The sequence below is a fragment of the Kitasatospora cinereorecta genome (genome assembly GCF_024172095.1).
GTDB classification, from domain to species: Bacteria; Actinomycetota; Actinomycetes; order Streptomycetales; family Streptomycetaceae; genus Kitasatospora; species Kitasatospora cinereorecta.
The window spans coordinates 181,759-205,221 of record NZ_JAMZDX010000004.1; the positions used below are offsets into that span (position 1 = coordinate 181,759).

Sequence of the window (23,463 nt, forward strand, 5' to 3'; positions counted from 1 at the left end):
GTGCCACTCGGCGCCCTCCCCCGGACGGCGCACCTGCCGCGACCGGACCTGACGGCCGACCAGCCCGCGTATTCGGAATAGGAGTTCGTGGGGGCCGGAGTGGACGTCCGCCGGGAAGTTGATTACGGTCAGTCGTCAAACCTGTATTCCGGACCTTCGCTCGAACGAGTGAGTCCAACTGGAAGAAGGAGTTAGACCTTGGCCTCCCACCGCCGTCCGAAGCAGCCGAGCCGGGTACGGGTCTCCCTGTTCACCGGTGCCGCCGCGACCGCGGTCGCCCTGTCGGCCCAGGTGGGTGCCCACGCCGCGCCCGCCCAGCCGAACAAGGACGAGGTCAAGGCTCAGGTCGACAAGCTGACCGAGGAGCAGGAACAGGCCGCCGAGAAGTACAACGGCGCCAAGGAGCGGGCCGACCAGCTCCGCAAGCAGGCCGACCAGTTGCAGGACCAGGTGGCCCGCAGCCAGGCGCAGATGACCGAACTGGCCGCCGGGCTCTCCGCGGTCGCCGCCGACGAGTACCGCTCCGGCGGCGCCGACCCCTCCATGCAGCTGATGCTCTCCACCGACCCGGACACCTACCTGGCCCAGGCGTCCAGCCTCGCCCAGGCGGCCAACACTCAGGCCGACACCCTCCGCTCGCTCCAGGACCAGCAGCGCCGGCTGGACCAGCAGAAGCAGGAGGCCACCTCGGTCCTCGCCGAGCTGGACTCCTCCACCCAGGCGCTCAACGACGCCAAGAACGACGTCCAGAAGAAGCTGCAGGAGGCGCAGAAGCTGCTGAGCACGCTCAGCGCCGCCGACCGGGCCGCGATCCTCCGCGGCACCGACGACACCGCCTCGCGCAGCGCGAGCCGCGTGGACCCGTCCACGCTGCCCCCGGCCAGCGGCTACGCCGCAGCCGCGGTGAAGACCGCCCTCGACCAGCAGGGTTCCCCGTACAAGTGGGGCGCGACCGGCCCGGGCACCTTCGACTGCTCCGGCCTCATGGTCTTCTCGTACGCCAAGGCCGGCGTCTCCCTCCCCCGCACCTCGCAGGAGCAGGCCACGGTCGGCACCAACGTCGGCACCGACTGGCACAACGCCCAGCCGGGCGACCTGGTCATCTACCACAGCGACCGCCGCCACGTCGGCATGTACATCGGCAACGGCCTGGTCGTCCACGCCCCCCAAACCGGCGACGTCGTCAAGACCATGAAGGTCGACGCCCTCCCGATCTCCACCATCCGCCGCGTCTGACCCCGCCGAGCCGCCGCAGGATCAGCCCCCGCGTGGTCGTCGCCGAACGCGCACCCTGGGTCCGTCACGAACCGACTCGGGCGATACGCGCACGGGTGCTCCAGCCGGCCGCTGCGTCGTGGCTGTGGTCGGTCGCCCTTGGAGCCCTTGCTCCTTCGGGCCGGCGGGCGACACCTCCGGTCGTCGGCGGCGCGAAACCTGCCGGTCTGCCCGCCCCGAGAGCGATGCGGGAGGGCGGCCCACGCCGACCTTCTCTTCTCAGGGCTGTCCCGTGACCTCACCGGACGGTGGGCCCCGCTGTGCCCGGGTCGGTGCCGACGGCACCGGCCGAGCGAAGCGAGGGCCCGAGGTCTCCGGTGAGGATGCGGGTGTGTCGCCGCCACCACCACAGGTCGGGTCCGGGCAGCGCGTACCTGGGCTGACGCCACACCCGCAGCGGTGACCCGAATCCGGGTACGCTCACAAGCGTTTCCACCTCTGCGCTGTCCTTTGGTTCCGCGGCCCGCCTGTACGACTCGATCCGGCCCACCTACCCGGTGCCGGCGGTCACTTGGGCCATCGGCGCCGAGCCGGTGCGCGAACTGGACCTGGGGACGGGCACGGGGCTCCTGGCCGGTGTCCTGCGCGCCGCGGGACACGAGGTGATCGCGGTCGAGCCCGACGAGCAGATGCGCGCCGTGGCCGCCGAACGCCACCCGGGCACGCGGGTACTCGCCGGCAGCGCCGAGGACATCCCGTTGCCGGACGAGTCCGTCGACGCCGCCGTGGTCGGTCAGGCATACCACCGGTTCACTCCGCAGGACGCGCTGCCGCAGATTCACCGGGTGCTGCGCAAGGACGGCGCCTTCACCGCGATGTGGAACATCCGTGACGATCGGACCCCGTGGGTGGCCGCGCTTTCCGGCAAAGTCGGCAACGAGGGATACGGCCTGGAACGTGCCTGGCAGTACGGGCCGGTGACACCGGACCTGCGTCTACCGGATGCGGCGGGTCTGATTCCTTGCGTCCGTCGGTCCCCGTGGAGAGACAGCAGCCGACCTGACGCTCTCTGCAGGCCGCACAGACACCATCGCGGCCGGCCTTCGTCACAGCGCTCGCGATTCACGACTCCCTCCATGCAAAGTGGGCGCGGCAGCCACTACGGGTCGGACATGCGCGCCAGATCGCCCGCCCATTCGATTGACGTTCGCCCGCGCAGTGCCAGACGCGAACCCGGTCCGCACCGCCGACCGCAAAACCGCACGTCCGACTCGCGGCTCAACGGCCAGAATTTTCCGGCGACCCACACTAGGATCCGCCTCTAGCATCACTCGATCGACCGTTGCTCACCCAAGCGAAAGCAGGCCCGATGATCGGCGTGCTCGTGACTTTCACGCAGACCGACAAGTTCGATCTTTCAACTGTCGCAAAGATTGCCGGCGAACTCCGAGGACCGTTCGAAGGGATGGCCGGACTTCGCTTCAAGAGTTTCATGCTCGACGAAGACGGCGTTCGGGCAAGGAACTTCTACGTGTGGGACGACGAGGACAAGGCCCGCGCCTTCTTCACGGCGGAGCTCGTCGACAAGGTGCCGGGGATTTACGGCGTCCCGCCCACCGTCGAATTCCTCGACATCGTGGGGTTCGTCGACAACTCCGGCACCTGACGCTCAAAGGACTGTCGGGCACATCCCCGACCTGAGCGACTGGCTGCCCCCGACCCCGCGACGATCGCCGGCTTCCGGGTCCGCCACCAGGAGGTCCTCGGAGGCGTGCGCGTGGCGGATTTCCGGGACGGTCAGGTCGATCAGGTCGGTGCCGCGGGCGAGCCGTTCGGCTGTGCAGCCCTGGCCGGCGTCGCATCGGCCGCGAGGGCGGCCAGGAAGGCCAGGGCGAGCATGGCCAGGGTGATGTGCCGGTGCCAGGCGGTCCAGTGGCGGACCTGGTAGTGGTCCAGGCCGATCTGCCCGTTCGCGGCCTGGAAGGACTCCTCGATGCACCATCTGGTCCCGGCCACCTTGACCAGCTCGGACAGCGGCACCCGTCTGGGGGGCCAGTACAGGTGGAAGGCGAATTCGCCGCTGTGCGGGGTACGGCGGATCAGCAGGTGCCGGTGCCGATCGGCATTGCTCTCGATCCAGGCCCAGTCGTAGTCGGCACGGCCTTTCGCTCCGGTTCCGCCGCTCTGCCGGGCCCCGGACGGAGGCGGGCAGGCGGGCAGGCGGGCAGGCGGGCGGCCACGGCATCCGCGCGAACAGCGGCCCGCCCCTGGTTGATCCGTACTCGTGTGATGCACCCAAGACGGCCGACCTGGCTGTTCTGGATCCGCCCGGCGGTTCCGGTGGCGGCACTGGCTGCCGGGCGGGCCGGCAGCCAGTGGCCCGTCGGGTCAGTTCCAGCGGCCTGCGGCGGCAGCCTCGGCCACGTAGTTCTCGAACGACCTCGATGGCCGGCCGAGCGCCCGCTCAACGCCGTCGGAGACGCCCGCGCCCCGGCCGTCGCGGACGTCGACGAGCAGGCCGGTGAGCAGACGGGCGACACTGACGGGCACACCTTCGGCGACCATGCGCTCCACGAAGGCATCGGGGTCGACGTCGAGGTGACGGGCCGTCCGGCCGGTGGCGGCGGCGATCAGGTCCACCGCCTCGCCGAAGCCGATCGCCCGTGGGCCGGTCAGCTGGTAGGTCTGCCCGCTGTGGCGGTCCTCGGTCAGCGCCGCGGCGGCGACCTCGGCGATGTCCTCGGCGTCGACGAACGGCGTGCGCCCGTCACCGGTGGGCAGGGCGAGCATGCCGGACAGGACGCCCGGCAGCCAGAAGGACTCGCTGAAGTTCTGCGCGAACCAGTCGGGTTGCAGGATGGTCCAGTCGACGCCCGAACCGCGAACGGCCTGTTCGGCGGCCTTGAGCGGGTGGCCGTCGTCGGCCCGGCCGACACCGTGGGCGGACAGCAGCACGAGCCGCCGCGCGCCGGCGGCGACGGCGTCGGCCACCAAGCGCGGGAAGCGCGCCTGCAGGTCCACGCCAGGCTGAAGGTTGGGCTCCATGAGGTAGACGGCGGCGGCGCCGTCGAGGGCGGGCGCCCAGGTCGCCGGGTCGTCCAGGTCGAAGTGGACGTCGCCGCCGGTGCGGGACGCCGTACGGACCGGTCGGCCCTCGGCCGTCAGGCGGCGGGCGATGCGGCGGCCGGTCGTGCCGGTACCGCCGAGAACGAGAATGGTCTTCATGCCTTCCAGACAACCCCGGCGGGAGGCAGACGATCCATGGGAGAACGTCGCCAATCCCTTTGTGATCGTCTAGCGTGGCCGGCATGGACGTCCTGAGCGATCTGCTGCACCGGGCCCGCGCCAGGAACGCGCAGATCCGGCAGTTGATCCAGCGGCCACCGTGGTCGATGACCTTCGCCGACGCCCCTCCGCTCACGGTCGTGGCCACCCTGGGCGGCCACGCGGCAGTCCGGCTCGACGACGACCCGCAGACCGCACCGGCGCTCCTGGCCACCGGGGACATCGCCCTGATCAGCGGCACCCACCAGTACACGATCGCCGACGCCCCGGGCACTCCTCCGCAGGTGCTGATCCGCGACGGAAGGAAGCACGTCATCGACAGCGGGACGGCTGCCTGGCAGAACCTGGCACCCCGCACGTACGGCGACGGACTGTCCGGCGCCACCACCCTGCTTCGGGGTGCCTACGAACTCTGCGGCGACGTGGGCGAGCGCCTGCTAGGCCTGCTCCCGCCACTGGCGGTCGTGCCCGCAGGGCCGCGCAGCCGGGCGGCATTGGAGCTGCTCGCCGCCGAGGTCGCCCAGGAGGAGCCCGGCCAGGACGCCGTCCTGAACCGGCTGCTGGACGTCGTACTGGTGCTGGCGCTGCGCGCCTGGTGCGCCCGACCGCAGGCCGAACCGCCCTCCTGGTACCGGGCGCTGGCCACCCCGGTCGTCGGCGACGCTCTGCGCATGCTGCACGAGGACCCGGCGCACCGATGGACAGTCGCCGAACTCGCCGCGCGGGTCGGCCAGTCCCGGGCGACCTTCGCCGCGCGCTTCACCGGCGTGGTCGGCGAGCCCCCACTCACATACCTCACCGGCTGGCGGATGACCCTGGCGGCGGATCTGTTGCGGGACACCGAGGAGACCGTCGCAGCGGTGGCGCGCGGGGTGGGGTACGAGGACGCGTTCGCCTTCAGTGTGGCATTCAAGCGGGCGCGCGGGGTCAGCCCGTCGGACTGGCGGCGGAACGTGCGGTCGGGATGGCAGGTCGGTTCATGACGGGTGATCGTGCGGGTCAGCGCGATGCCCGCCCGGGCCGCACAGTCGAACCGGCCCGCCCGCGGCACCGACCCGATCGACCTGACCGTCCCGGACAGTACTAGCCCAGCGGTCCGACGGCGGCCGGGCTTGGTTGACGGCCTGCCAGGAGGCGGGCCGCGGCGGTCAGGGCCAGCGCGACGGCGACCGCCCAGGGCAGCAGGCCGAGGACTCCGCCGGCCTGCTGCCAGAGGCTGAACAGGCTGAAGGCGGCGGTCAGCGGCAGCAGGGCGAGCCCGGCGGCCGCGGCGTCGAGTCGGCCGCGGGCCGCGCAGAGCACGGCCGGCAGCAGGGGCGCGAGCAGCAGCAGGAGCGGCCACCAGCCGTCCATCAGGTACCGGGTGTCGTACCCGCCCTGCGCCCGCACCGCGGCGAAGCCGGCGGCTGCGCCGAGACCCACCAGGAGCGGCCGGGAGTGGCGTCGCGGTTCGTCGAGCAGGTCGGGCGGGGCGGCGAGCAGCAGGACGCCGCCGGCGAGGTACGGCATCAGGGCGGTCGCCGTGTAGAGCAGCAGCCAGCTGTCCTGGGTGTCCGCGGCCGCGAGGGCGATCCGCAGGGCGCCGAGCAGGGCGACGGTGCAGGCCAGGACGCGGGCGGCGCGCCAGGCGCCGAGGGCGGCCGCGGCGGCGAGCAGGGCGGGGACGACGGTCAGGCCGAGGACGGCGAGGTGGCCGGGCGTGTCGGTCCAGGGCGGGGTCAGGCCTGCGCGGGCGGCGACGCGGATCGTGTGGGTGCGGGGGTCGGCGAGTCCGGGGACGGGTCCGACGCCGAGCAGGGCTCCGGCGAGCAGGGGTGCGGCGGTGGCGAGCAGGCGGCCGCCGAGGGTGGTGGCGGTCAGGCGGGTGCGCAGCCGCAGGCCGTAGGCGGCGAGGTCGAGCGCTTCGCGGGCGGTGGCGAGCCGGCCGGCGTCGGCGGTGGTGTCGGCGAAGACGTCGGCGAGTTCGGCTCCGCGGTCGCGGCGGTAGTGGGCCGGGTAGGCGGCGATGGCGGTCCGCAGCGCCGCCGTGCGGACGGTCATGCGAGGGCCCGGCGCGCGTGGACGGCGGGGCCGCCGAGGCGGCGCTGGGCCTCGGCGGCGACGGCGCGCAGCCGTTCGGCCTCGGTGGCCAGGACGTCGCGTCCGGCGTCGGTGAGGGCGTAGCTGCGGCGGGCCCGGCCGTCGACGATTTCTTCGGCGGCGACCTCGATCAGGTTCTGCTGGAGCAGCCGGTCGAGCGCCCCGTAGAGGGTGCCGGTGCGCATCGTCACCCGCCCCCCGGAGATCGCGTCGATCTCCTTGATCAGCGCGTATCCGTGCCGGGGGGCGTCGGCGAGGGCGGTGAGCAGCAGCAGGGTGGATTCCTGCATCGCACGTTCTGTCATGCGACTACATATACCGCCGAGCTGCGTATCGGTGCCACCGCGCGGCGGTCAGGCCGCCACCGGCTACCCGCGCCAGGGGCCGGTCCGGTCCCTGCGGGCGGCACCGAGCAGGGCGGCCAGCAGCGGCAGCGCCACGGCGAGCAGGGCGATGGTCGGCCATGGTGCGTCGGCGAGGTGGACCGACGGTGCGCCCGGCTGTCCGGCGGCGCGTGAGCGCAGCAGGGCGAAGGCCGGGACGGCTCCGGCGGCGGTGCCGAGCAGGGCGCCGAGCAGGGCGATCAGGCCGGCCTGGAGGCCGGCCAGGGTGCGCCGGGTGCGCGGGCGGGCGCCGATCGCGGTGAGCACGGCCCGGTCGCGGCGGGCGTCGGCGGCGGCGAGTGCGGTGGCGACCACCGCCGCGCCGAGGACCACGACGGCGGCGAAGGCGCTCAGCGCGACCCCGATCAGGCTGTCGGTCGGCCGGTAGCCGCGTTCCACGTCGAGGGTGGAGTGCGGGGCGAGCCGGGCGACGGTGGCGGCGGCCCGCCGTTCGGCCTTCTCCGGGGTGGGCGCGGAGGGCAGCCAGATCGATCCGGTGGGCGCCACCGACAGGCCGGCCATCCGCTGGACCGTCTGCGCGCCGACGACCAGCGGCACGTAGCGCCGGTCGGCGGGCCGTTCGACCAGGACGGCGTCCAGGCTCTCCTGCCGTACCGCGCCGCCGGCGCCCTGCATCTGCAGCAGCACCCGGCCGTCGTGCAGGTAGGCGGGGTCGGTGACGACGGCCTTCCCTGCGGCGAGCGCGGCCTCGGCGGCCGGGTCGTGCAGGGCGAGCAGGTTGTGCAGGACCGCGGCGTCGCCGACCAGCAGCGGGCTGGTGACGGCCCGTCCGTAGCGCTGGCCGCCCTCGGCGTAGACGGTGGCGCGGCAGCCCTGGCAGAAGACGTACTCGGCCTGGTAGAGGTCGGCGCGTTCGCCGAGGTCGGGCAGGTCCTGGGCGAGCGCGGTGCGCAGTTGCGGCAGGGCGGCCGCGTCGCCGTACGTCTCCAGTTGGACGGAGTCGACCGGTCGCCGGAGTTGGTAGGCGGCCCGGTCCTGGGCCTGCGATCCGGTGGTGTACACGCCGACGGCGACCGCTCCGGCGACTGCGGCGAGTACGGCGGCGACGGCGGGCGCGGTGCGGGAGCGGTGCCGGGCGGTGTCGCGCAGGGCGAGGCGGGGGCCGAGCGGCAGTCGGCGGGCGAGGCGGCCGCACAGGGCCAGCAGCAGCGGGGTGAGCAGCAGCAGCCCGAGTTCGGCGGTGACCGCGCCGGCCAGGACCGAGAGGGTGCGGACGGACAGTCCGGCGACCACCGGCGGCCCGCCGGTCTGTCCGGCGACCGCCCCGTACAGGGCGAGCGCGGCGCCGGCGGCCACGGTCGCCGCGCCGAGCAGCGGGACCCACCGACCGGGTGGGCGGACGGTGTCGCGGCCGGTCAGGGCGGCGAGCACCTCGCGGCGGCCGGCCTGGACGGCGGGCAGCAGGGCCGCCAGCAGCGCGGTGGCCACGCCGGTCGCGGCGATCAGCACCAGGTCCAGCGGTCGCAGGGCCAGGTGGCCGAAGCGGCTGCCGCCGGCCTGCTCGATCCAGGGGCGCAGCAGCGTGACGGCTGCGCAGCCGAGGGCGGTGCCGAGCGCGGCCCCGGCTGCGCCGAGGACGAGGCCGCCGGCCAGCACCACCGCGCGGACGTGCCCGGGCCGTCCGCCCGCCGCGCCGAGCAGGGCGAGTTGGCGCCTGGCCTGCCGGGCGCCGATGGCGAACGCCGGTCCGGCCAGCAGCGCCACTTCGAGCAGTGCCAGGGCGGCGGTGGTGGCCGCGGCCATCATGGTGCGTTCGCGCTGGTCGGCGGCGCCGAACGCCTCCTGGCGGTCCATCGCCGCGGTGGGCGGGTGGAGGGCCACCTGCCGGGCGGCCACCGTGTAGCCGTGGCGGTTGAACTCGCGCACCCGGTCCCAGTCGAGGCCGGCTCCGGCGGGCAGGTCGACCAGCCAGGCGGCCTTGCGGGCGGCGGCCTCCTGCGCCCCGTCGCCGAGCGGCGCGAGGCCGGCGGCTGCCTGGGCGGCGTCGAGGGCCCCGTACAGCGTGCCCGGCCGGGCGACGAGTTCGACCTTCCGCAGGTCGCCGGGGTCCTCCACGGTCCCGGTCAGCGTGAAGGGTGCGTTCTCGAGTCCTTGGAGGGTGACGGTGTCGCCGAGGTGCAGCCCGCTCTCGGTGAGGAACGCGCGGGTCGCGGCGGCTTCCTGCGGGGCGGCGGGCGCGCGGCCGGCCACCAGGTTGATCCGGCCCTGCCACAGCGGGCGGGTCAGGTCGGCCTCGAAGGTTCCGGCCGGCAGCAGGCCACCCGGGGTGTGCACCCCGGTCACCGGTCCGGTGCGGGCGGGCACCACGGTGCTGCCGGGCGGCAGCAACGCGGTCAGCAGCGCGGCGGGTTCGCCGTCCGCCGCGGGCACCTGGCCGGTGCCGGCCGGTTGCGGCAGGGTGCGGACCCCGTCGTCGGGGAAGACCGCCTGTTCGACGGCCCGGCCGGGTGCGTACGCGCCGATCAGGGCGTCCGCCCGGCCCATCAGCCGGTCGGAGCGTTCGGCGGCGGTCAGCTGTCCGCTGCGGTGGACCACGTCGGCGCCGGCGACGCCGAGCACCGGCAGCGCCACCATGGCCAGGACGAGGGCGCTGCGGCCCTTGGCCCGCCGTGCGTCCCGGCGGGCGATCCGCAGCGCAGCCCGCCACGACCCGGCGCTCATCGGACGGCCTCGATCCGCTGCTGCACCGATTCGTCGGTGATCCGGCCGTCGCGCAGGAAGACCACCCGGTCCGCCCAGGCGGCGTGCGCCGGGTCGTGGGTGACCATCACCGCCGCCGCCCCGGCGTCGCAGCGTCCGCGCAGGACCTCCAGGACGGCGTCGCCGGTCGCGGAGTCCAGTGCGCCGGTCGGCTCGTCGGCGAGCACCAGTCGGCGTTCGCCGATCAGGGCGCGGGCGATCGCCACCCGCTGCTGCTGGCCGCCGGACATGGAGTCGGGGTAGCGGTCCGCCAGCTCGCCGATGCCCAGTTCGGTCAGCGCCGCGAGCGCCTCCCGCCGGGCAGTGCGGGCCGAGGCTCCGTCCAACTCCCTCGGCAGGGCGGTGTTCTCGGCCGCGGTCAGGGCCGGGATGAGGTTGTAGTCCTGGAACACGTAGCCCACCGAGCGGCGCCGGACGTCGGCGAGCCGGCGCCGGCTCAGCCCGTCCAGGGGCACTCCCTCGACCAGGACCCGGCCGGTGGTGGGCCGGTCCAGTCCGCCGGCCAGGGCCAGCAGCGTCGACTTCCCGGAGCCGGACGGCCCCATCACCGCGACGAACTCGCCCGCGTGCACCGTCAGGTCGACCTCGCACAACGCGGACACCTCCCCCGCGCCACCGCCGTGCACCCGGCCGACCTTCTCCAGGCGCAGCACTGCCTGCGCATGCGATCCGGACACGACTCCCCCTCGAAACTGTGGAACCTGTTGCATACCGAGTATGTATAGCCGGTTCGCGAGGGATACTCAAGCGGACGAGATAAGTAGTCTACCGACTCATGTGGCCTAGACTTCTTACCGGGAAGACTGGTTCCACCGGGGAGGGGACGGGCCTTGGACGTCGTCGAGCACGAGCTGGCATCGCCCTGGGAGGCCGTGCTGCTGGAGCCGGCCGGGGGCAGTACGACCGGCGTCGTGGTGCTGGCGGGATCGAGCGGCCGGGTGGACCGGCAGCGTGCCCGGCTCCTCGCTGAGCAGGGCATCCTCGCGCTGGCCGTCCGCTGGTTCGGCGGGCCGGGGCAGCCGCCGGGGATCTGCGAGATACCGCTGGAGACGTTCGTCGCCGCCGTCGACCTGCTGCAGGCGCACGGAGTGCGGCGCGTCGGCCTGGTCGGGTTCTCCAAGGGCGCCGAGGCGGCCCTGCTGACGGCGGTTCACGATCCGCGCGTCGACGCGGTGGTCGCCCTCTCCCCGACCTCCCTGGTCTGGGGCAACGTCGGGCCCGGTACGGACGGCCAGGACCGCCCGTACCGCTGCTCGTGGACCTGGCGCGGGCGCCCGCTGCCCTTCGTCCCCCACGACGACACCTGGCTGGAGGGCCGGCAGTCGGACGGTCCGGTGGCGATCCGCGGCTGGTACGAGCAGAGCGAGCGGACCTTCGCCGCGCACCTGGACGCCGCCGCCATTCCGGTGGAGCGGGCGCGTGCCGACCTCCTGCTCATCGCCGGCGGCGACGACCGGATGTGGTCCTCCGTCCGGTACGCCGACCAGCTGGCCGCGCGCCGCCGGGCGGCCGGCGCCCCGGTCCGCGTGATCAGCCACGCGGACGCCGGCCACCGCCCCCGCTTCCCCGGCGAGGCCCCCGCCGCGCCCTCCCCGGTCTTCGACTACGGCGGCACACCCGCCGCCGACGCCGCCCTTGGCGAGGCCGCCTGGGGTCCGGTCCTCGCCCTGCTCCATTCCCGCCGCTGAGCGCCAGGTTGTCGGTGGTGCGAGCAACCTACTCCACGTACGTCGGCATCGGCTCGGACCCCGGGCAGCAGACGGTGTCCTCATCCGCGATCACCGTGATGCAACCCCCGCAGATCCACGCCGTCTCGGGCTCCACCGGCCCCGACGTGGAGACCGTGTTGTCACCGACCATCAACTGCCAGGTGTCCCAGGATTCCTCGCCCTGCGCGTCGATCACACCGTTGAGCACGTGGTCGAAGGTGAAGTGCTCGAACCCGGGCTCGCCCTGGGCCTGGGCGTCGGGCTTCAGGAAGTGGTCGACCAGGTAGGCCATCCACTCGGGGGCGGCGTAGAACTTCTCTGACCCGTTCCACTCGATTGCGGCCCCGTCGTCCGTGGGCTCCCACCGGCACCACAGTCCGGGCTGGCCGGTCGGGGGCTTGTTGAACTCGCGAATGTCCGCGTCGCGGCCCTGTCCCGCGGAGCCGGTGCCGTCGACGTAGTAGGGGCCGTTGTCACGGTTCATGCGCCGGGTGCCGGCGAACTTCCGCAGGTAGGCCATCTCCTGCTCGTTGAGCGGCGGCTCGACGGCGATCCGGCCGGTGAAGGTCGTGGTGTAGCCCATGGCCGGGATCGTAGCCGCGCCGTCCGACACTCCGATCACCCACCAGGCCGGCCGGCGTCGGAGCGCACCCGGTGAACCCGCTCGGTCACCGCTGTCGCCCCCGCGCTCCGGTACCGATCGTGGGCAAATCACGGGCGCGGGCGGGACGTTGCGCCTAGTCTGCCCGCATGTCCTCACCTACGCCTCTGGCCGACACCGCCGACTGGTACCCGACCTTCCGCCGGCGCCACCTCGACACCTACCGGGCGGCCGGCGTGCCGGTGCCCGCCGCGGAGCTGCTGGTCGACCAGCTGCTGGACCCGGCGCACGGCTGGACGGCCGCCGCGATCACCGACCCGGACGGGCAGCGGATAGGCCAGGTCGTGGTCGGCGCCGTCGAACGCGAGGGCCGGACCATCGGCCGGATCGTCGACCTGTGGACCGCCCCGGACACCGACCCGGACGGCGCCCACCGCCACGCGGCCCACGCATGGGCGCGCCGCTGGTGCGAGGAGCACGCGGCGGAGCGGGTGACCGTACGGCTGGCCGAGCCGCACCCCTCGTTCACCGACTACCCGGTCCGCTCGCAGGTCAGGTTCAAGGCCATCGGCTCCGCGCCCGGACCGGTCGACGGCGTGACGGCCCGTCCGATGACCGAGGCCGAGTACCCGGAGTGGGTCCGCGAGGAGCAGGACGGCTACGTGGCCGACATCGTCCGCTCCGGCTCCCGCACGGCCGAGGAGGCGCGCACCCAGGCCGAGCAGGAGTTCCGCGAACTGCTCCCCCAGGGGCTGGGGACGCCGGCCACCACGGTCCTGGTGATCGAGGCCGAGGGATCGAGGGTCGGGGTGGCGTGGCTGAACCACGGCTACCTCCCCGGCGTCAGCTACCTCTACTCGGTGGCGGTCGACCCGACCCACCGCGGCCGGGGGTACGGTCGCGCGGCGATGGCCGTCTCGGACGCCGCGACCCTGGCCGCCGGGGACCGGGCGCTGATGTTCAACGTCTTCGGCGGCAACGACGTCGCCATGGGCCTGTACACCAGCGCCGGGTACCACGTGCTGGAGGAGAGCCGGTCCGTCGACCTCGGCTGACGCCCGACGCCTGACGGCATAGGATGCCGCGCATGCGTGCGGTGGAGCGGTTCGAGGCCCTCGTCCAGTCCCTGTCCTGGGTCGAGATCGAGTTCGCGCGCCCCGACGTCCGGGCCGAACACATCGAGGACCTCGTCCGCCTCTACTGGACGCTGGACCACTGGCCGCAGCGCGTCGCCCTGGTGCAACTGGTGCAGGACCGGGACCACCCGGCCCTGCGACCCGTCCTGCTCGACCTGCTCCGCGCCCCGCTCGCCGAGGACACCGAGAATGTCGAGCTCACCAAGGCTGCCGCGCTGCGCCTGATCGACCCGCGCTACGACACCTTCATGACCTTCTACAACGACCGGGCGGCGCTGCACGCCGCGGTCCGCGAAGTCCTGGACGCGCACGGGGCGGCGCAGGAGTAGCCGCCCCGTGCGCACCGCCGGTCAGCTCCGGGCACCCTTGGTGTACGCGGCGATCCCGGCCCGCTTCAGCCACTGCTGGCACTGCTCGCAGGGCGTGCGCACCTCCCACGTCCCGGGGTGGTGGGCGGTCCGGTCGTACAGGCAGACCGTTCCGATCAGCATGCCCCTGAGCGCGCCCTGGTCGATGGCGGTCATCGCAGCAGCGGCGGAGCCGAAGTTGGCCTGGACCAGGTAGCGGTCGAGCGCCGCCACCTCGGCGCAGCCGGTCTCGGTCCACTTCTCCAGCCGGTCCACCAGCTGCGGGACCAGCGCCAGGGTGAGCGCCGACAGCTGGCCGCCGCGGCCGTTCGCCCCGTGGTACTCGGCGCCGTTCACCACCAGCACGGACTTCACGTCGCCGGGCAGCCGCCGCTGGTCCGGGTCGAACGCCGGACCGGCCTCGGCCCGCTTGCGGCGGATCGCCTCCTGGAGGATCTCCTCGTCGGTGCGCACCCGCGGCTGCCGGGCGGCCGCCTGGCGGGCCGCCAGCGCCTGCGCGGCGGCCGCCGCATCGGCGACCCGCTGCCGCTCGCGCGCCACCAGGGTGTCGACCAGCGCGGCCACCAGCCGGCCGGGGTCCGCCCCTTCCCCCTTCGCCCACTGCTGGAGCGCGGTACGCAGCTGCGCCACCGATCCCCCGGTCGCCTCGGCCTCGGCGACGCGGGCGGTCAGCTCGCGGACGTAGGCGGTCAGCCAGGCGAAGTGCGCGCCCGGGTCGGCGTCCGAGATCAGATTTCCCTCGCGCACCTCGTTCAGCGCGTACCGGGCGATCTCCAGCCTGGACTTGACGTTGGCCAGCGCCTCGGCGTCGCTCGGCGCCGGCGGCTGCGCCCAGGCGCCGAGCTGCGCCCGCTGCTCGATCATGGTCCGCGCGGCGGTGGTCAGTCGCTGCTCGATCCGGCGCAGCGTGCCGTCGATCCCGTTGGTTCCCGTGTCGGCCACGGCGTTTCTCCCCCCAGTTCAACCGGGACGGGGGCCCGCCCGGCCCCGGTGCGGTTGTTCTCCCCGTCCGCACGGTAGGCGTCCGGGGGCGCCTCCGACAAGGGATTCCGCCGTTTCTGCGACGATGTGGTGACGGTGCGTCAGTCGAGCGGCCTCAGGTAGACGGTCCGGCCGGTGGAGCGGGCGGCTGCGGCGGCGTACAGGATGCGGCGGCCGCGCCGGTCGGCGTGGGCGGCCCACTCGTCGGCGCCGGTGAGGCTGTACGCGCTGTGCTCGGTCGGGTCGAGGGTGATCCGGCCGATCTCGTGGTCGGTGAGGACGCCGCCGTCGAAGAGCGCGCCGACCCGCCACGGCCACGGCGGCCTGGGACCGGTGAAGGACAGCACCAGCAGCTGCGGCTCCCGCCGTTCCACGCAGGCGGGCAGGAAGCCCAGTTCCTCGACCGTCTCGCGGCGGGCGCATCCGTAGAGGTCCTCGCCCGGGTCGAGGAGGCCGCCCGGCAGGTCGAGCGCCCCGGGGTTCACCACCGGACGCAGCGTCAGCACCCGCTCGGCCCGGTCCCGGAACAGCAGGGCCGCGTACGCGATGCCGTGCGGCAGGGTCGGGACGAACTCCTCGGGCGGGATCCAGCCCGGCGGTGGCAGCCCCATCAGGCGGCGCCCGGGAGAGCCCATCGCATGGACTCCTCCTCGGCGGTGGGTCGTGGGGCGGTCGTGGTGCTCCGACGTGGGACGGGGCGGCGCGGGCGCCGTTGCCCGCGCCGCCCCGGTCCAATCGATTGCACCTCGACCCCGGCCCGCCGTCCCGTCATTCACCCGTCCGTGGGCGCCGGGCGGCAAGCCGGACGAGGGGTCCGGTCAGCTGTCGGTGACGCGGGTCCAGCTGAACGGCCCGAACGAGGTGGCGGTCGTCGGGTGCTGCGCCCCCGGGGTGACGGTGAGCTTCAGCCACTCCAGCGGCACGGTGCTGCCGTGGACGACGATGCGGTGGAAGTTCGGCACCTCGTGGTTCGGGTGGCTGTTCCAGGCGTCGTACGAGCAGACGCCCTGGTCGCCGGTGCACGGCGCGCCCTGGCTGAGCGGGTTGTCGGAGCGGTAGACGTGCGAGTCGCCGACCAGCAGGAGCACCGGCTTGCCGAAGGCGGTGGTGTGCGAGGCCAGGCTGTCCACGATCGGCTCGTAGTTCGCCAGGTGCGCGGTGGTCTTCCCGTCCAGGTCCCACATGTCGGCCTGGGTGGTGACCACGACGCTGGAGATGCCGCCCAGGTGGGCGAGCGCGAAGGCGGTGTCCAGCCAGCGCAGGTCGGCGGCGGTGCGGTGGGCGGCCTCGTCGAGCTGCGGCTGGGACGCGGTCGGCGCGCCGTACCAGGGGTCGGCGTCGTTGTTGGAGCCGCCGGGCACGTTGACGGTGACGAACAGGGTGCCGTTCTTGACCCACAGTACGTTCTCGACGTACTGGGCGTCCTCGGGGTGCAGCGGGTGCGGCAGCTGCGCCTGCGACAGGACGCGCAGCGTGCCGCTGCCGAGGGTGTGACCGGGCGTCGGGAAGAAGGTCCGACGGACCAGGTCCAGGTTGGCGACCGGGTTGCCGGCCGCGTAGTCCACCGCCTGGCCGGTGGCCGGGTCGAGCACCGGGTCGATCTGTCCGGTGGCCGCGTTGTACTTGCCGCCGCCCTCACCGGCCTTGTGGCAGTCGGCCCACTCGTTGTCGCCCGGGGTGTAGACCAGCGGGTCGGCGAACGTCTTCCACAGCGCGGCGATGGACTGGTCGTACGCGGCGGTGCAGTACTGCTTGCCGGAGTGGATGTCGCCGACGTGGATCACCGTGCCGACGTTCGGGTCGGCGTTGACCGAGGCGATGAACGCCGGCGTCGCGTCGAACTCGGTGGTGTCGGTCGGCGTGGTGCCGTACGGGGCGTCGCCGTACACGGCGAGGGTGAACGGCGCGCGGGCGCCGCGCGTCGGACCGTCCTCGTCCGCGGTCGCGGCCGTGGCCGGCACCACGGTCATCGCGAGGGCGAGGCCGGCGGCCGCGTAGAGCCTTCTGGTCATTGCTGTCTCCCGGTGTGCGTCATCTCGGTGCCCCGTGCGGGCAGCAGCGTGCACCGTCCCGGAAACGGCCGGGTGAACGGGAGTTCAAGAGCGTCACCGAACCTGGAGGTCGTTGTGTGACGGCCCGTCGCCGGGCCGGCCGGGAGCTCAGGTCCGGCGGGCGCAGGTGGCGGCGAAGGCCGTCAGGTCGGCGGCGGTACGGGCCGGTTCGTCCCAGTGGACGACGTGGCCGGAGCCCTCGTGGACCAGCAGGGTGGCCTGCGGGAAGGCGGCGGCCAGCCGTTGCTGGTCGGAGCGGGGCAGGATCCGGTCCCGGTCGCCCCACACCACCAGAACGGGAGCGGTCACCGCGTCGAGTCCGGTCGGCGGCGGCTCGTCGAGCAGCCCGTGGACGGTCTCGCGCCAGACCCGGGCGGGCACCCGCAGGTTCTCCCGCACCATCTGCTCGGCGAACTCCTCGGGCAGGGGCCGGCTCACCAGCGAGTCGACCAGGGCACGCAGGGCTGCCGGATCGAGCGGGTCGGCGAGCGCGTCGGCCCACGCCCGGATCGCGCCTGCCCCGGGTGTGTCGGCGAGCCGGGCCGGTGAGCCCAGGAACACCAGACCGCCGACCCGGGCGGGCTGCGCCGCGGCGAAGCGGCATGCGGTGAATCCCGCACTGGACGCCGCCACCAGGACGGCACGCTCGACGCCCGTCCGGTCCAGGAACTCCGCCAGGTCGGCCGCGAAGTCCGCCGGCCGGTACCCCGCGGGCACGGCGAGCCCGCCCCGCCGTGCCCGCGCTGGCTCGGTGCGATGACGTGCAGGGTCTCCGGGAGCCCGGCCATCAGTGGCCCGAACGAGCGCCACGAGTCGCCGACGGCGTGCAGTAGCACCAGCGGCAGCGCAGTGCGCGCGCCCTGTTCGGCGTACGGCAGCAGCAGCCCGGCCCGCGGCAGCCGAACCGTCGCGCCGTCGCCCGGCTCGTCGTCGCTCGCGCCCATCGTGACTCCCGTCGTCGGGACCGTCCCTCCTGAACGGTCGGCCGAAATCGCGGATCCCTCAAGTCGGCCCGCCGACCGTACCCGCCGACCCGACCCGACCTGCCGACCCGCCCCAGTGCGGCGTCCTGCCGCTAGAGTTGTGCCCGGCCGCGACTGGCGAGGGTGGACCACCACCGGGGAGCGGCCGTGTTCCGATGCGAGCGTCGACCGCCTGGGCGCATCCGTCAGCGACATCCCGCTGAGGAGGCCAGGACATGGAACTGCGCTACGGAACCAACCCGCACCAGGCAGCCGGACCCGCCGCACCGCTGACCGCCGACCGGTGGCCGCTGCGGGTGCTGCACGGCCGGCCGTCGCTGATCAACCTGCTGGACGCGCTCAACGGCTGGCAGCTGGTGCACCAGGCGAGCCGTTCGCTCGGGCGGCCGGCGGCGGCCTCGTTCAAGCACGTGTCGCCGGCCGGCGCCGCCGTGTCCGGGCCGATCGACGAAGTGACCGCCGGGCTCCACGGCGTGGGCGACTCGGTGGTCGGCGAGCTGACCAGCGCCTACCTGCGGGCCCGGGACGCCGACCCGAAGTCCTCGTACGGCGACTTCGCCGCCGTCTCCCACCCGGTGGATGCCGAGCTCGCCGAGCTGCTGAGCGGCGTGGTCTGCGACGGCATCGTCGCCCCCGGCTACGAGCCCGGCACGGTGGCGACGCTCGGCCGGAAGAAGAACGGCCAGTTCCTGGTCCTGGAGGCCGACCCCGCGTTCACCCCTCCGCCGTACGAGACACGGGAGGTCTTCGGGCTGCGGCTGACCCAGGAGCGCGACCACGCCCCGCTCACCACCGCCCTGTTCGACTCGCCCGTCGTCGGTGCGCTGCCCGACTCGGCGGTGCAGGACCTGCTGCTGGGGGCGGCGGTGGTGCGCTACACCCAGTCCAACTCGGTCTGCTACGTGCGGGACGGCATGACGCTGGGGATCGGCGCCGGCCAGCAGTCCCGGGTCGACTGCACCCGCCTGGCCGGCGCCAAGGTCGACACCTGGTGGCTGCGGCGCCACCCGGCGGTCCGCGCCCTCGACTTCCGGCCCGGGACGCGGCGCCAGGAGCGGATCAACTGGCAGATCCGCTTCATCGAGGGCGATCTCACCCCGGACGAGGAGCAGCGGCTGGCCCGGGCGCTGTCCACGTCCACCTATCTGCTGACCCCGGACCAGCGCGAGCTGTGGCGCCGGCGTCTGACGGGCGTGGCGTTCGTCTCGGACGGCGCGCTGCCGTTCCGCGACAACGTCGACCACGCCCACCGCCACGGCGTCCGGTACATCGCCGAACCCGGGGGGTCCATCCGCTCCGACGAGGTCCAGGACGCCTGCCGCGAGCACGGGATCACCCTCGCCCGCACCGGCCTGCGCCTGTTCCACCACTGACGGTCGGCGCGCCGGGCGAACCGGATCGGGCTCAGCGGTGTCCCTCTCCGATGGGGAACGAACTTTTGGAGAGGATTCCGGCATGACGACGAACGAGGGACGCATGAGCCGCCGGGCGGTCCTGGGCATGGGCGCCGGCACGGTGCTGGCCGTCACGGTGCCGACCGGCGGGGCGGCCCGTGCGGACGGCGGCGCGGCGACCGTCACCGCGCTGGCCGACCTGGAACGCGAGCACGGCGCCCGGCTGGGCGTCTTCGCGCGCAACACCGTGACCGGCACGCAGGTGCGTTACCGGGCGCAGGAGTTGTTCCCGATCTGCTCCGTCCACAAGATCGTGACGGCGGCCGCCGTCCTGCGCGACCTCGACCGTGACGGGGAGGTGCTCGCCCGGCGCGTCCACTACACCGCCGCCGACGTCGCCGAGGCGGGGTACGCGCCGATCACCGGTACCCCCGAGCATCTGGCGGGCGGCATGACCATCGCCGACCTGTGCGCCGCCGCCCTCGAGTACAGCGACAACGCCGCCGACAACCTGCTGCTGCGCGAGCTGGGCGGGCCGCAGGCGGTCACCCGCTTCTGCCGCTCCCTCGGCGACCGGGTGACCCGACTGGACCGCTGGGAGCCCGCGTTGAACTCCGCCGAGCCGGGACGGGTGACCGACACGACGACGCCGGCCGCCATCGCCGGCACGCTCGAGCACCTCCTCCTCGGCCGGGCCCTCACCCCGGGCGACCGGCGGCAGCTGACCCGCTGGATGCTCGCCAACACCACCGGCGCCGCCCGCCTGCGGGCCGGCCTCCCGTCGACCTGGAGCCTGGCCGACAAGACCGGCACCGGAAGCTACGGGACCACCAACGACGTGGGCCTCGCCTGGACCCCCGACGGGACGCCACTGGTCCTCGCCGTCCTGTCCACCGGGCCCGCCCCGGACGCCCCCGCCGACGAGGCACTCGTCGCCCGCGCCGCCGCCCTGGTGGCGCCGGCCCTGCACTGAGAGGCTCCGCGCCCGGCAGCCGGCTGCTGCTGGAGATGGGCCGGCACGTCGCCGCCACCCCGCAGGACCCGGCCGCCGAGCACGGCCGCCCCGGCCCGGACCGGACCCGCAGCAGGTTCATCGAGGCGCGGCGCACCGCCGCCTGAACCGGTGTCAGCGGTTCAGGGCGCCTTCCGCGCCTCCGCGTCGGCCGGCGAGCGCAGGCCGGGGATCGGCGACGGCAGCAGCCACAGGAACGAGGTGAGCGCCCCGATCCCGGCCACCCAGAGCGCCGGCCGCAGGCCCAGCGTGCTGCCGAGCAGTCCGCCGAGCAGCGAACCCAGCGGCCGGATACCGTAGTTGACCGCCTGGTACGCCCCGGCGACCCGGGACCGGAGCCGGTCCGGGATCACGGCGGCGAAGAGCGAGCCGATGGTGATGTCGAGGATCATCACGCCGATCCCGGAGAGGAAGACGGCGGCCAGCAGCAGCGCGACCACCGGCAGGGTGCCGCCGTGCGCCGCCGGCACGAGCAGCAGCGGCGCGGGGTAGGCGATCAGCCCGAGCACCAGCGCCCGGCCGAGGCCGATCCGGCGGCTGATCCGGCCGGTCAGGGCGGCGCCCAGCAGGCCGCCGACCGCGCCCGCGCTCAGTACCGTGCCGAGCAGGCCGGCGGACAGGCCGAGTTCGGTGGTCGCGTACAGGACGAACAGCGCCGCGATCATGAACGTGAAGAGGTTCAGCGTTGCCGTGCCCAGCAGGGCGGCCCGCATGATCGGGGTGGTGGTGATGAACCGCAGCCCCGCCGAGATCCGGCCGGGGGCGCGCGGCTCGGGCGGCGGCTCGGTGGGCCGGATGCCGCCGAGCGCGAACGCTGAGGCCACGAAGGAGAGCGCGTCGGCCACCAGGGCGAGCGGCGCGGCGAGCACCTGCACCAGGGCGCCGCCCAGCCCGGGCCCGGCGGCCGAGGACATCGCACGGCTGCCGTTGACCAGGGAGTTGCCCTCCACATAGCGCCCGTCCGGGACCACGGCGACGAACAGCGGCGCGTTGCACACGTCGAACAGCACCGAGAAGCTGCCCATCACGAAGGCGACGGCGAACAGCTGGGTGAGCGTCAGCACGTCCAGCAGGTACGCCACCGGCACGGTGAGCAGCAGCACCGCGCGGGCGAGGTCGGCCGCGATCATCACCCGGCGGCGGTCGGACCGGCCGTCCGCCCAGGTGCCGGCGTGCAGGGCGAAGAGCAGGCTGGGCAGCCAGCCCGCGGCCGTCAGCAGGCCCATCCACCCGGCGTCGGCGTGCAGCGTGCCGACCGCGACCAGCGGCAGTACGATGCCGGTGACCTGGTCGCCGACCGCCGAGATGGTCTGGCCGGTCCAGTAGCGGCGGAACTCGGCGACCCGCAGCAGCGCGGGTATCAGCCGGCGCCCGGCGTCCTCGACGGGGGCCTCGGCCGGGGCGGGATGCGGTGCGGGATGCGGTGCGGACTCGGTCGTGGCGCTCACGGCGACTCCTTCTCGGCTTGCTCAGGCTCCTCGTCGGCTCCGGACGGCAGGTCGGTCGGCAGCGCCATGCGGACCAGCAGCACCGGGCGGCTGCCGGCCGGGCGCTCGGCGCCGGCGCCGAGCCGGGCCAGGTACGGGCGGGTCAGCTCGTCCATCCGGGCGCCGAGCTCGGCGAGTTCCCCGGCGGTGAGGTGCAGCACGGTGTCGCCGACGCCCGCGGCCGCGCGCCATGCCGGGGACTCGCCGCGCTGTACCTCCAGCCACCGCTGGGCGAGCGCGGCGTACCGCTCGACCACCGTCCGCTGGAGGGCGCCGGCGGCCTCGGCGGCGGCCGGGTCCTCCGCGGCCGTGTCCCAGCTGGTGAACAGGGCGGTGGCCCGCCACGGCTTCTCCCGCCCGCGGCCGCCGCCCGCCTCCTCCACCAGCCCGTACTTGGCGAGCTGGCGCAGGTGGAACGAGCAGCTCGCCACCGACTCGCCGATCAGCGCGGCGGCGTGGGTCGCGGTGAGCGGGCCCTCGCGGCGGAGCAGGCCGACCAGCGCCATCCGGGTGGGGTGGGCGTAGGCCCGCAGCGCGCGCGGGTCGCTGAGCCGGACGGTGGGTGGCACCTCGGGTACCGGACGCTCCTCTGTCATGCATCTAAAGCTATCTTTAGAAAGAACTCTTTACAACCGCGGAGTGCTCCTTCAGGTGGATGGGCGGGTGGTCCTGTCGGTTGATGGCGGGCGCCCCGTCCGCCCGTATCGTCGAAGCCATGAGCCGAGGACTGCATCTGGCCGCCTACCTGCTGGCCTTCGACACCCGGGCCCAGTCGCTGCAGGACCGCACCCGCGCCGGCTACCTGCTGCGCGCCGCCGCCCTGGCCGACCTGGCCCACCGCGGCGCCGCCACCGAGAACGCGGCGGGCCGGGTCGAGGTCGCCTCCGCCGAGCCCACCGGGGACGGCGTCCTGGACGCCCTGCTCGCCGAACTCGCCGATCGACCCCGCACCTGGAAGTCGTGGATCAGACGCGGCCGCGAGGACACCCTCGAAGCCGCCGAGGAGCAGCTCGCGGCCCTCGGCGTGATGACCATGCCGGACCGCGACCCTTACGGCCCGGTCGCCCCGCACCGGACGGTGGCGATGGACGACCCGCGCGAGGCGCTGGACCTCCAGGTGCGGATCGCCGAACTCGTCCGCGGCCACGGCCCGGTCGCCGCGGCGCCGTTCGCCGACGCGACGCTCGCCGCGCTGGCCGCCCACGGACACCTGCGCCTCGTCCTCTCCCGCCAGGACCGCAAGGCCCACGCCGAGCGGATCACCGCTCTCACCGACCGCCTCGCCGACCACGCCCCGGGCCTCGCCAGAGCGGTGGCCGGACTGAACCTCACCATGATCGCCGGCCAGGGCGGCATGGGCGGCGGCTGACTGCTACGGTGCCGCGTGACCCACGACGAACCGGTGACCGTCCTCCGCGACGGCCGACTGCGGGCGGCGGGAATCCGCCGCGGGAGCGTCGTCGCCTACGACTGGGGCTTCCACCAGGACGGGACCGACCACGTGCAGCGCACCTTCGTGCTGCTCGACGACCACATGCAGATCGACCAGCCGGTGGCGTTCCCGCCCGGGCAACGGGGCTGGTGGTACTGCGACCTGGTGTCGCTGGAGTGGGCCGCCCCCGGCCTGCTGAGGACTGACGACCGGTGGATCGACGTGATCGTCGGCCCGCCCGACCACCCGTACCGCCTCCTCGACCTGGACGACTACGCCGCCGCCCTCGCGGACGGCCGCCTCGCGCCGGCCGAGGCCGCCGACGGGCTGACCCGCGTGCAGCGCTTCCTCGACCACCGCCTGAACCGCCGCCACGACACCACCCGGACCTGGCCCGCGTTCCCGCCCGCCGAGATCCGGGACCTCGGCACCGCCGACCTGCCACAAAACTGGAACCTGCTCGCCTGACGCCCGGGCCCGCAGCAATCCGCCCGCGGGCGCAGCGCGGCCCGGCCGCACGGGGGGAGCGGCCGGGCCGGCACCGAGGAGCGCGGCAACCGCCGACGCCCTGCACCACGACGATACGACCCCACCCGCCCAACGAGCCGCCAACCCGCCGTCACAAC

General features: G+C 74.2%; 23 protein-coding genes, 1 pseudogene and 1 riboswitch. Of the genes and pseudogenes, 11 read left to right on the plus strand and 13 right to left on the minus strand.

Annotated elements, in window-relative coordinates:
* The first annotated feature begins 198 nt into the window (after positions 1–198).
* The 3 genes from FHR36_RS20875 (at position 199) to FHR36_RS20885 (ending at position 2,881) form a co-directional block, all read left to right on the plus strand.
* On the plus strand, positions 199–1,236 hold the full coding sequence (locus FHR36_RS20875) for a C40 family peptidase (RefSeq protein WP_253799679.1): 1,038 nt from the start codon (positions 199–201) through the stop codon (positions 1,234–1,236).
* A 572-nt stretch (positions 1,237–1,808) separates the two neighbouring features.
* Entirely contained in the window at positions 1,809–2,540 is a 732-nt protein-coding gene (locus FHR36_RS20880; RefSeq protein WP_253799680.1) for a class I SAM-dependent methyltransferase, read from the plus strand.
* A gap of 44 nt (positions 2,541–2,584) precedes the next feature.
* On the plus strand, positions 2,585–2,881 hold the full coding sequence (locus FHR36_RS20885) for a hypothetical protein (RefSeq protein WP_253799681.1): 297 nt from the start codon (positions 2,585–2,587) through the stop codon (positions 2,879–2,881).
* A 111-nt stretch (positions 2,882–2,992) separates the two neighbouring features.
* Here FHR36_RS20885 and FHR36_RS40515 read toward each other — a convergent pair.
* Both FHR36_RS40515 and FHR36_RS20895 read right to left on the minus strand, forming a co-directional pair.
* Positions 2,993–3,515: pseudogene (locus FHR36_RS40515) on the minus strand (IS701 family transposase); the annotation flags it as partial.
* 88 nt (positions 3,516–3,603) lie between these two features.
* The gene (locus FHR36_RS20895) at positions 3,604–4,440 is read right to left on the minus strand and encodes an NAD(P)H-binding protein (RefSeq protein ID WP_253799683.1); all 837 of its coding nucleotides are present in this window, start codon (positions 4,438–4,440) and stop codon (positions 3,604–3,606) included.
* Positions 4,441–4,523: 83 nt separating this feature from the next.
* Between FHR36_RS20895 and FHR36_RS20900 the strand changes: the two genes are divergently transcribed.
* Positions 4,524–5,483, plus strand: a complete 960-nt coding sequence (locus FHR36_RS20900) for an AraC family transcriptional regulator (protein WP_253799684.1) — start codon at positions 4,524–4,526, stop codon at positions 5,481–5,483.
* Between the two features lie 100 nt (positions 5,484–5,583).
* Here the strand turns inward: FHR36_RS20900 and FHR36_RS20905 are convergent, their stop codons facing one another.
* From FHR36_RS20905 to FHR36_RS20920, 4 genes are all read right to left on the minus strand, one after another.
* On the minus strand, positions 5,584–6,540 hold the full coding sequence (locus tag FHR36_RS20905; RefSeq protein ID WP_253800756.1) for a hypothetical protein: 957 nt from the start codon (positions 6,538–6,540) through the stop codon (positions 5,584–5,586).
* The gene (locus tag FHR36_RS20910) at positions 6,537–6,884 is read right to left on the minus strand and encodes a PadR family transcriptional regulator (RefSeq protein ID WP_253799685.1); all 348 of its coding nucleotides are present in this window, start codon (positions 6,882–6,884) and stop codon (positions 6,537–6,539) included. Before FHR36_RS20910 ends, FHR36_RS20905 begins: the two co-directional genes overlap by 4 nt.
* Before the next feature lie 63 nt (positions 6,885–6,947).
* On the minus strand, positions 6,948–9,644 hold the full coding sequence (locus FHR36_RS20915; protein ID WP_253799686.1) for an FtsX-like permease family protein: 2,697 nt from the start codon (positions 9,642–9,644) through the stop codon (positions 6,948–6,950).
* Positions 9,641–10,360: an ABC transporter ATP-binding protein gene (locus FHR36_RS20920; protein WP_253799687.1), complete on the minus strand. Its 720-nt coding sequence runs from the start codon at positions 10,358–10,360 to the stop codon at positions 9,641–9,643. The genes FHR36_RS20915 and FHR36_RS20920 overlap by 4 nt, the downstream gene beginning before the upstream one ends.
* Before the next feature lie 153 nt (positions 10,361–10,513).
* Between FHR36_RS20920 and FHR36_RS20925 the strand changes: the two genes are divergently transcribed.
* Positions 10,514–11,371: an acyl-CoA thioester hydrolase/BAAT C-terminal domain-containing protein gene (locus FHR36_RS20925; RefSeq protein WP_253799688.1), complete on the plus strand. Its 858-nt coding sequence runs from the start codon at positions 10,514–10,516 to the stop codon at positions 11,369–11,371.
* A 28-nt stretch (positions 11,372–11,399) separates the two neighbouring features.
* Here the strand turns inward: FHR36_RS20925 and FHR36_RS20930 are convergent, their stop codons facing one another.
* Positions 11,400–11,975 (minus strand): hypothetical protein, encoded by a 576-nt coding sequence (locus FHR36_RS20930; protein ID WP_253799689.1) that lies wholly within the window; start codon positions 11,973–11,975, stop codon positions 11,400–11,402.
* A gap of 167 nt (positions 11,976–12,142) precedes the next feature.
* Between FHR36_RS20930 and FHR36_RS20935 the strand changes: the two genes are divergently transcribed.
* The gene (locus FHR36_RS20935) at positions 12,143–13,048 is read left to right on the plus strand and encodes a GNAT family N-acetyltransferase (RefSeq protein WP_253799690.1); all 906 of its coding nucleotides are present in this window, start codon (positions 12,143–12,145) and stop codon (positions 13,046–13,048) included.
* Between the two features lie 32 nt (positions 13,049–13,080).
* Positions 13,081–13,458: a hypothetical protein gene (locus FHR36_RS20940; RefSeq protein WP_253799691.1), complete on the plus strand. Its 378-nt coding sequence runs from the start codon at positions 13,081–13,083 to the stop codon at positions 13,456–13,458.
* A gap of 21 nt (positions 13,459–13,479) precedes the next feature.
* Here FHR36_RS20940 and FHR36_RS20945 read toward each other — a convergent pair whose 3' ends face one another.
* From FHR36_RS20945 to FHR36_RS20960, 4 genes are all read right to left on the minus strand, one after another.
* Positions 13,480–14,439, minus strand: coding sequence for a hypothetical protein (locus FHR36_RS20945; protein WP_253799692.1), 960 nt, complete (start codon positions 14,437–14,439; stop codon positions 13,480–13,482).
* 140 nt (positions 14,440–14,579) lie between these two features.
* Entirely contained in the window at positions 14,580–15,113 is a 534-nt protein-coding gene (locus tag FHR36_RS20950; RefSeq protein WP_253799693.1) for an NUDIX domain-containing protein, read from the minus strand.
* Positions 15,114–15,296: 183 nt separating this feature from the next.
* Complete coding sequence (locus FHR36_RS20955; RefSeq protein ID WP_253799694.1) at positions 15,297–16,490, minus strand: hypothetical protein; 1,194 nt, start codon at positions 16,488–16,490, stop codon at positions 15,297–15,299.
* A gap of 147 nt (positions 16,491–16,637) precedes the next feature.
* Entirely contained in the window at positions 16,638–17,246 is a 609-nt protein-coding gene (locus tag FHR36_RS20960) for an alpha/beta fold hydrolase (RefSeq protein ID WP_253799695.1), read from the minus strand.
* 366 nt (positions 17,247–17,612) lie between these two features.
* Positions 17,613–17,697, plus strand: a riboswitch (ZMP/ZTP riboswitch).
* Positions 17,698–17,727: 30 nt separating this feature from the next.
* Here FHR36_RS20960 and FHR36_RS20965 point away from each other — a divergent pair.
* Together FHR36_RS20965 and bla are read left to right on the plus strand one after the other, a co-directional pair.
* Positions 17,728–18,885, plus strand: a complete 1,158-nt coding sequence (locus FHR36_RS20965; protein WP_253799696.1) for a phosphoribosylaminoimidazolecarboxamide formyltransferase — start codon at positions 17,728–17,730, stop codon at positions 18,883–18,885.
* An 82-nt stretch (positions 18,886–18,967) separates the two neighbouring features.
* Positions 18,968–19,879 carry a class A beta-lactamase gene (gene bla, locus FHR36_RS20970; RefSeq protein WP_253799697.1) on the plus strand — a complete coding sequence of 304 codons (912 nt, stop codon included), beginning with the start codon at positions 18,968–18,970 and terminating at the stop codon, positions 19,877–19,879.
* A 161-nt stretch (positions 19,880–20,040) separates the two neighbouring features.
* Here the strand turns inward: bla and FHR36_RS20975 are convergent, their stop codons facing one another.
* Positions 20,041–21,366: an MFS transporter gene (locus FHR36_RS20975; protein ID WP_253799698.1), complete on the minus strand. Its 1,326-nt coding sequence runs from the start codon at positions 21,364–21,366 to the stop codon at positions 20,041–20,043.
* Complete coding sequence (locus FHR36_RS20980) at positions 21,363–22,001, minus strand: winged helix-turn-helix domain-containing protein (RefSeq protein ID WP_253799699.1); 639 nt, start codon at positions 21,999–22,001, stop codon at positions 21,363–21,365. Before FHR36_RS20980 ends, FHR36_RS20975 begins: the two co-directional genes overlap by 4 nt.
* A gap of 119 nt (positions 22,002–22,120) precedes the next feature.
* Between FHR36_RS20980 and FHR36_RS20985 the strand changes: the two genes are divergently transcribed.
* Positions 22,121–22,774, plus strand: coding sequence for a GPP34 family phosphoprotein (locus FHR36_RS20985; protein WP_253799700.1), 654 nt, complete (start codon positions 22,121–22,123; stop codon positions 22,772–22,774).
* A 15-nt stretch (positions 22,775–22,789) separates the two neighbouring features.
* Entirely contained in the window at positions 22,790–23,305 is a 516-nt protein-coding gene (locus FHR36_RS20990) for a DUF402 domain-containing protein (protein ID WP_253799701.1), read from the plus strand.
* Positions 23,306–23,463 lie beyond the last annotated feature (158 nt).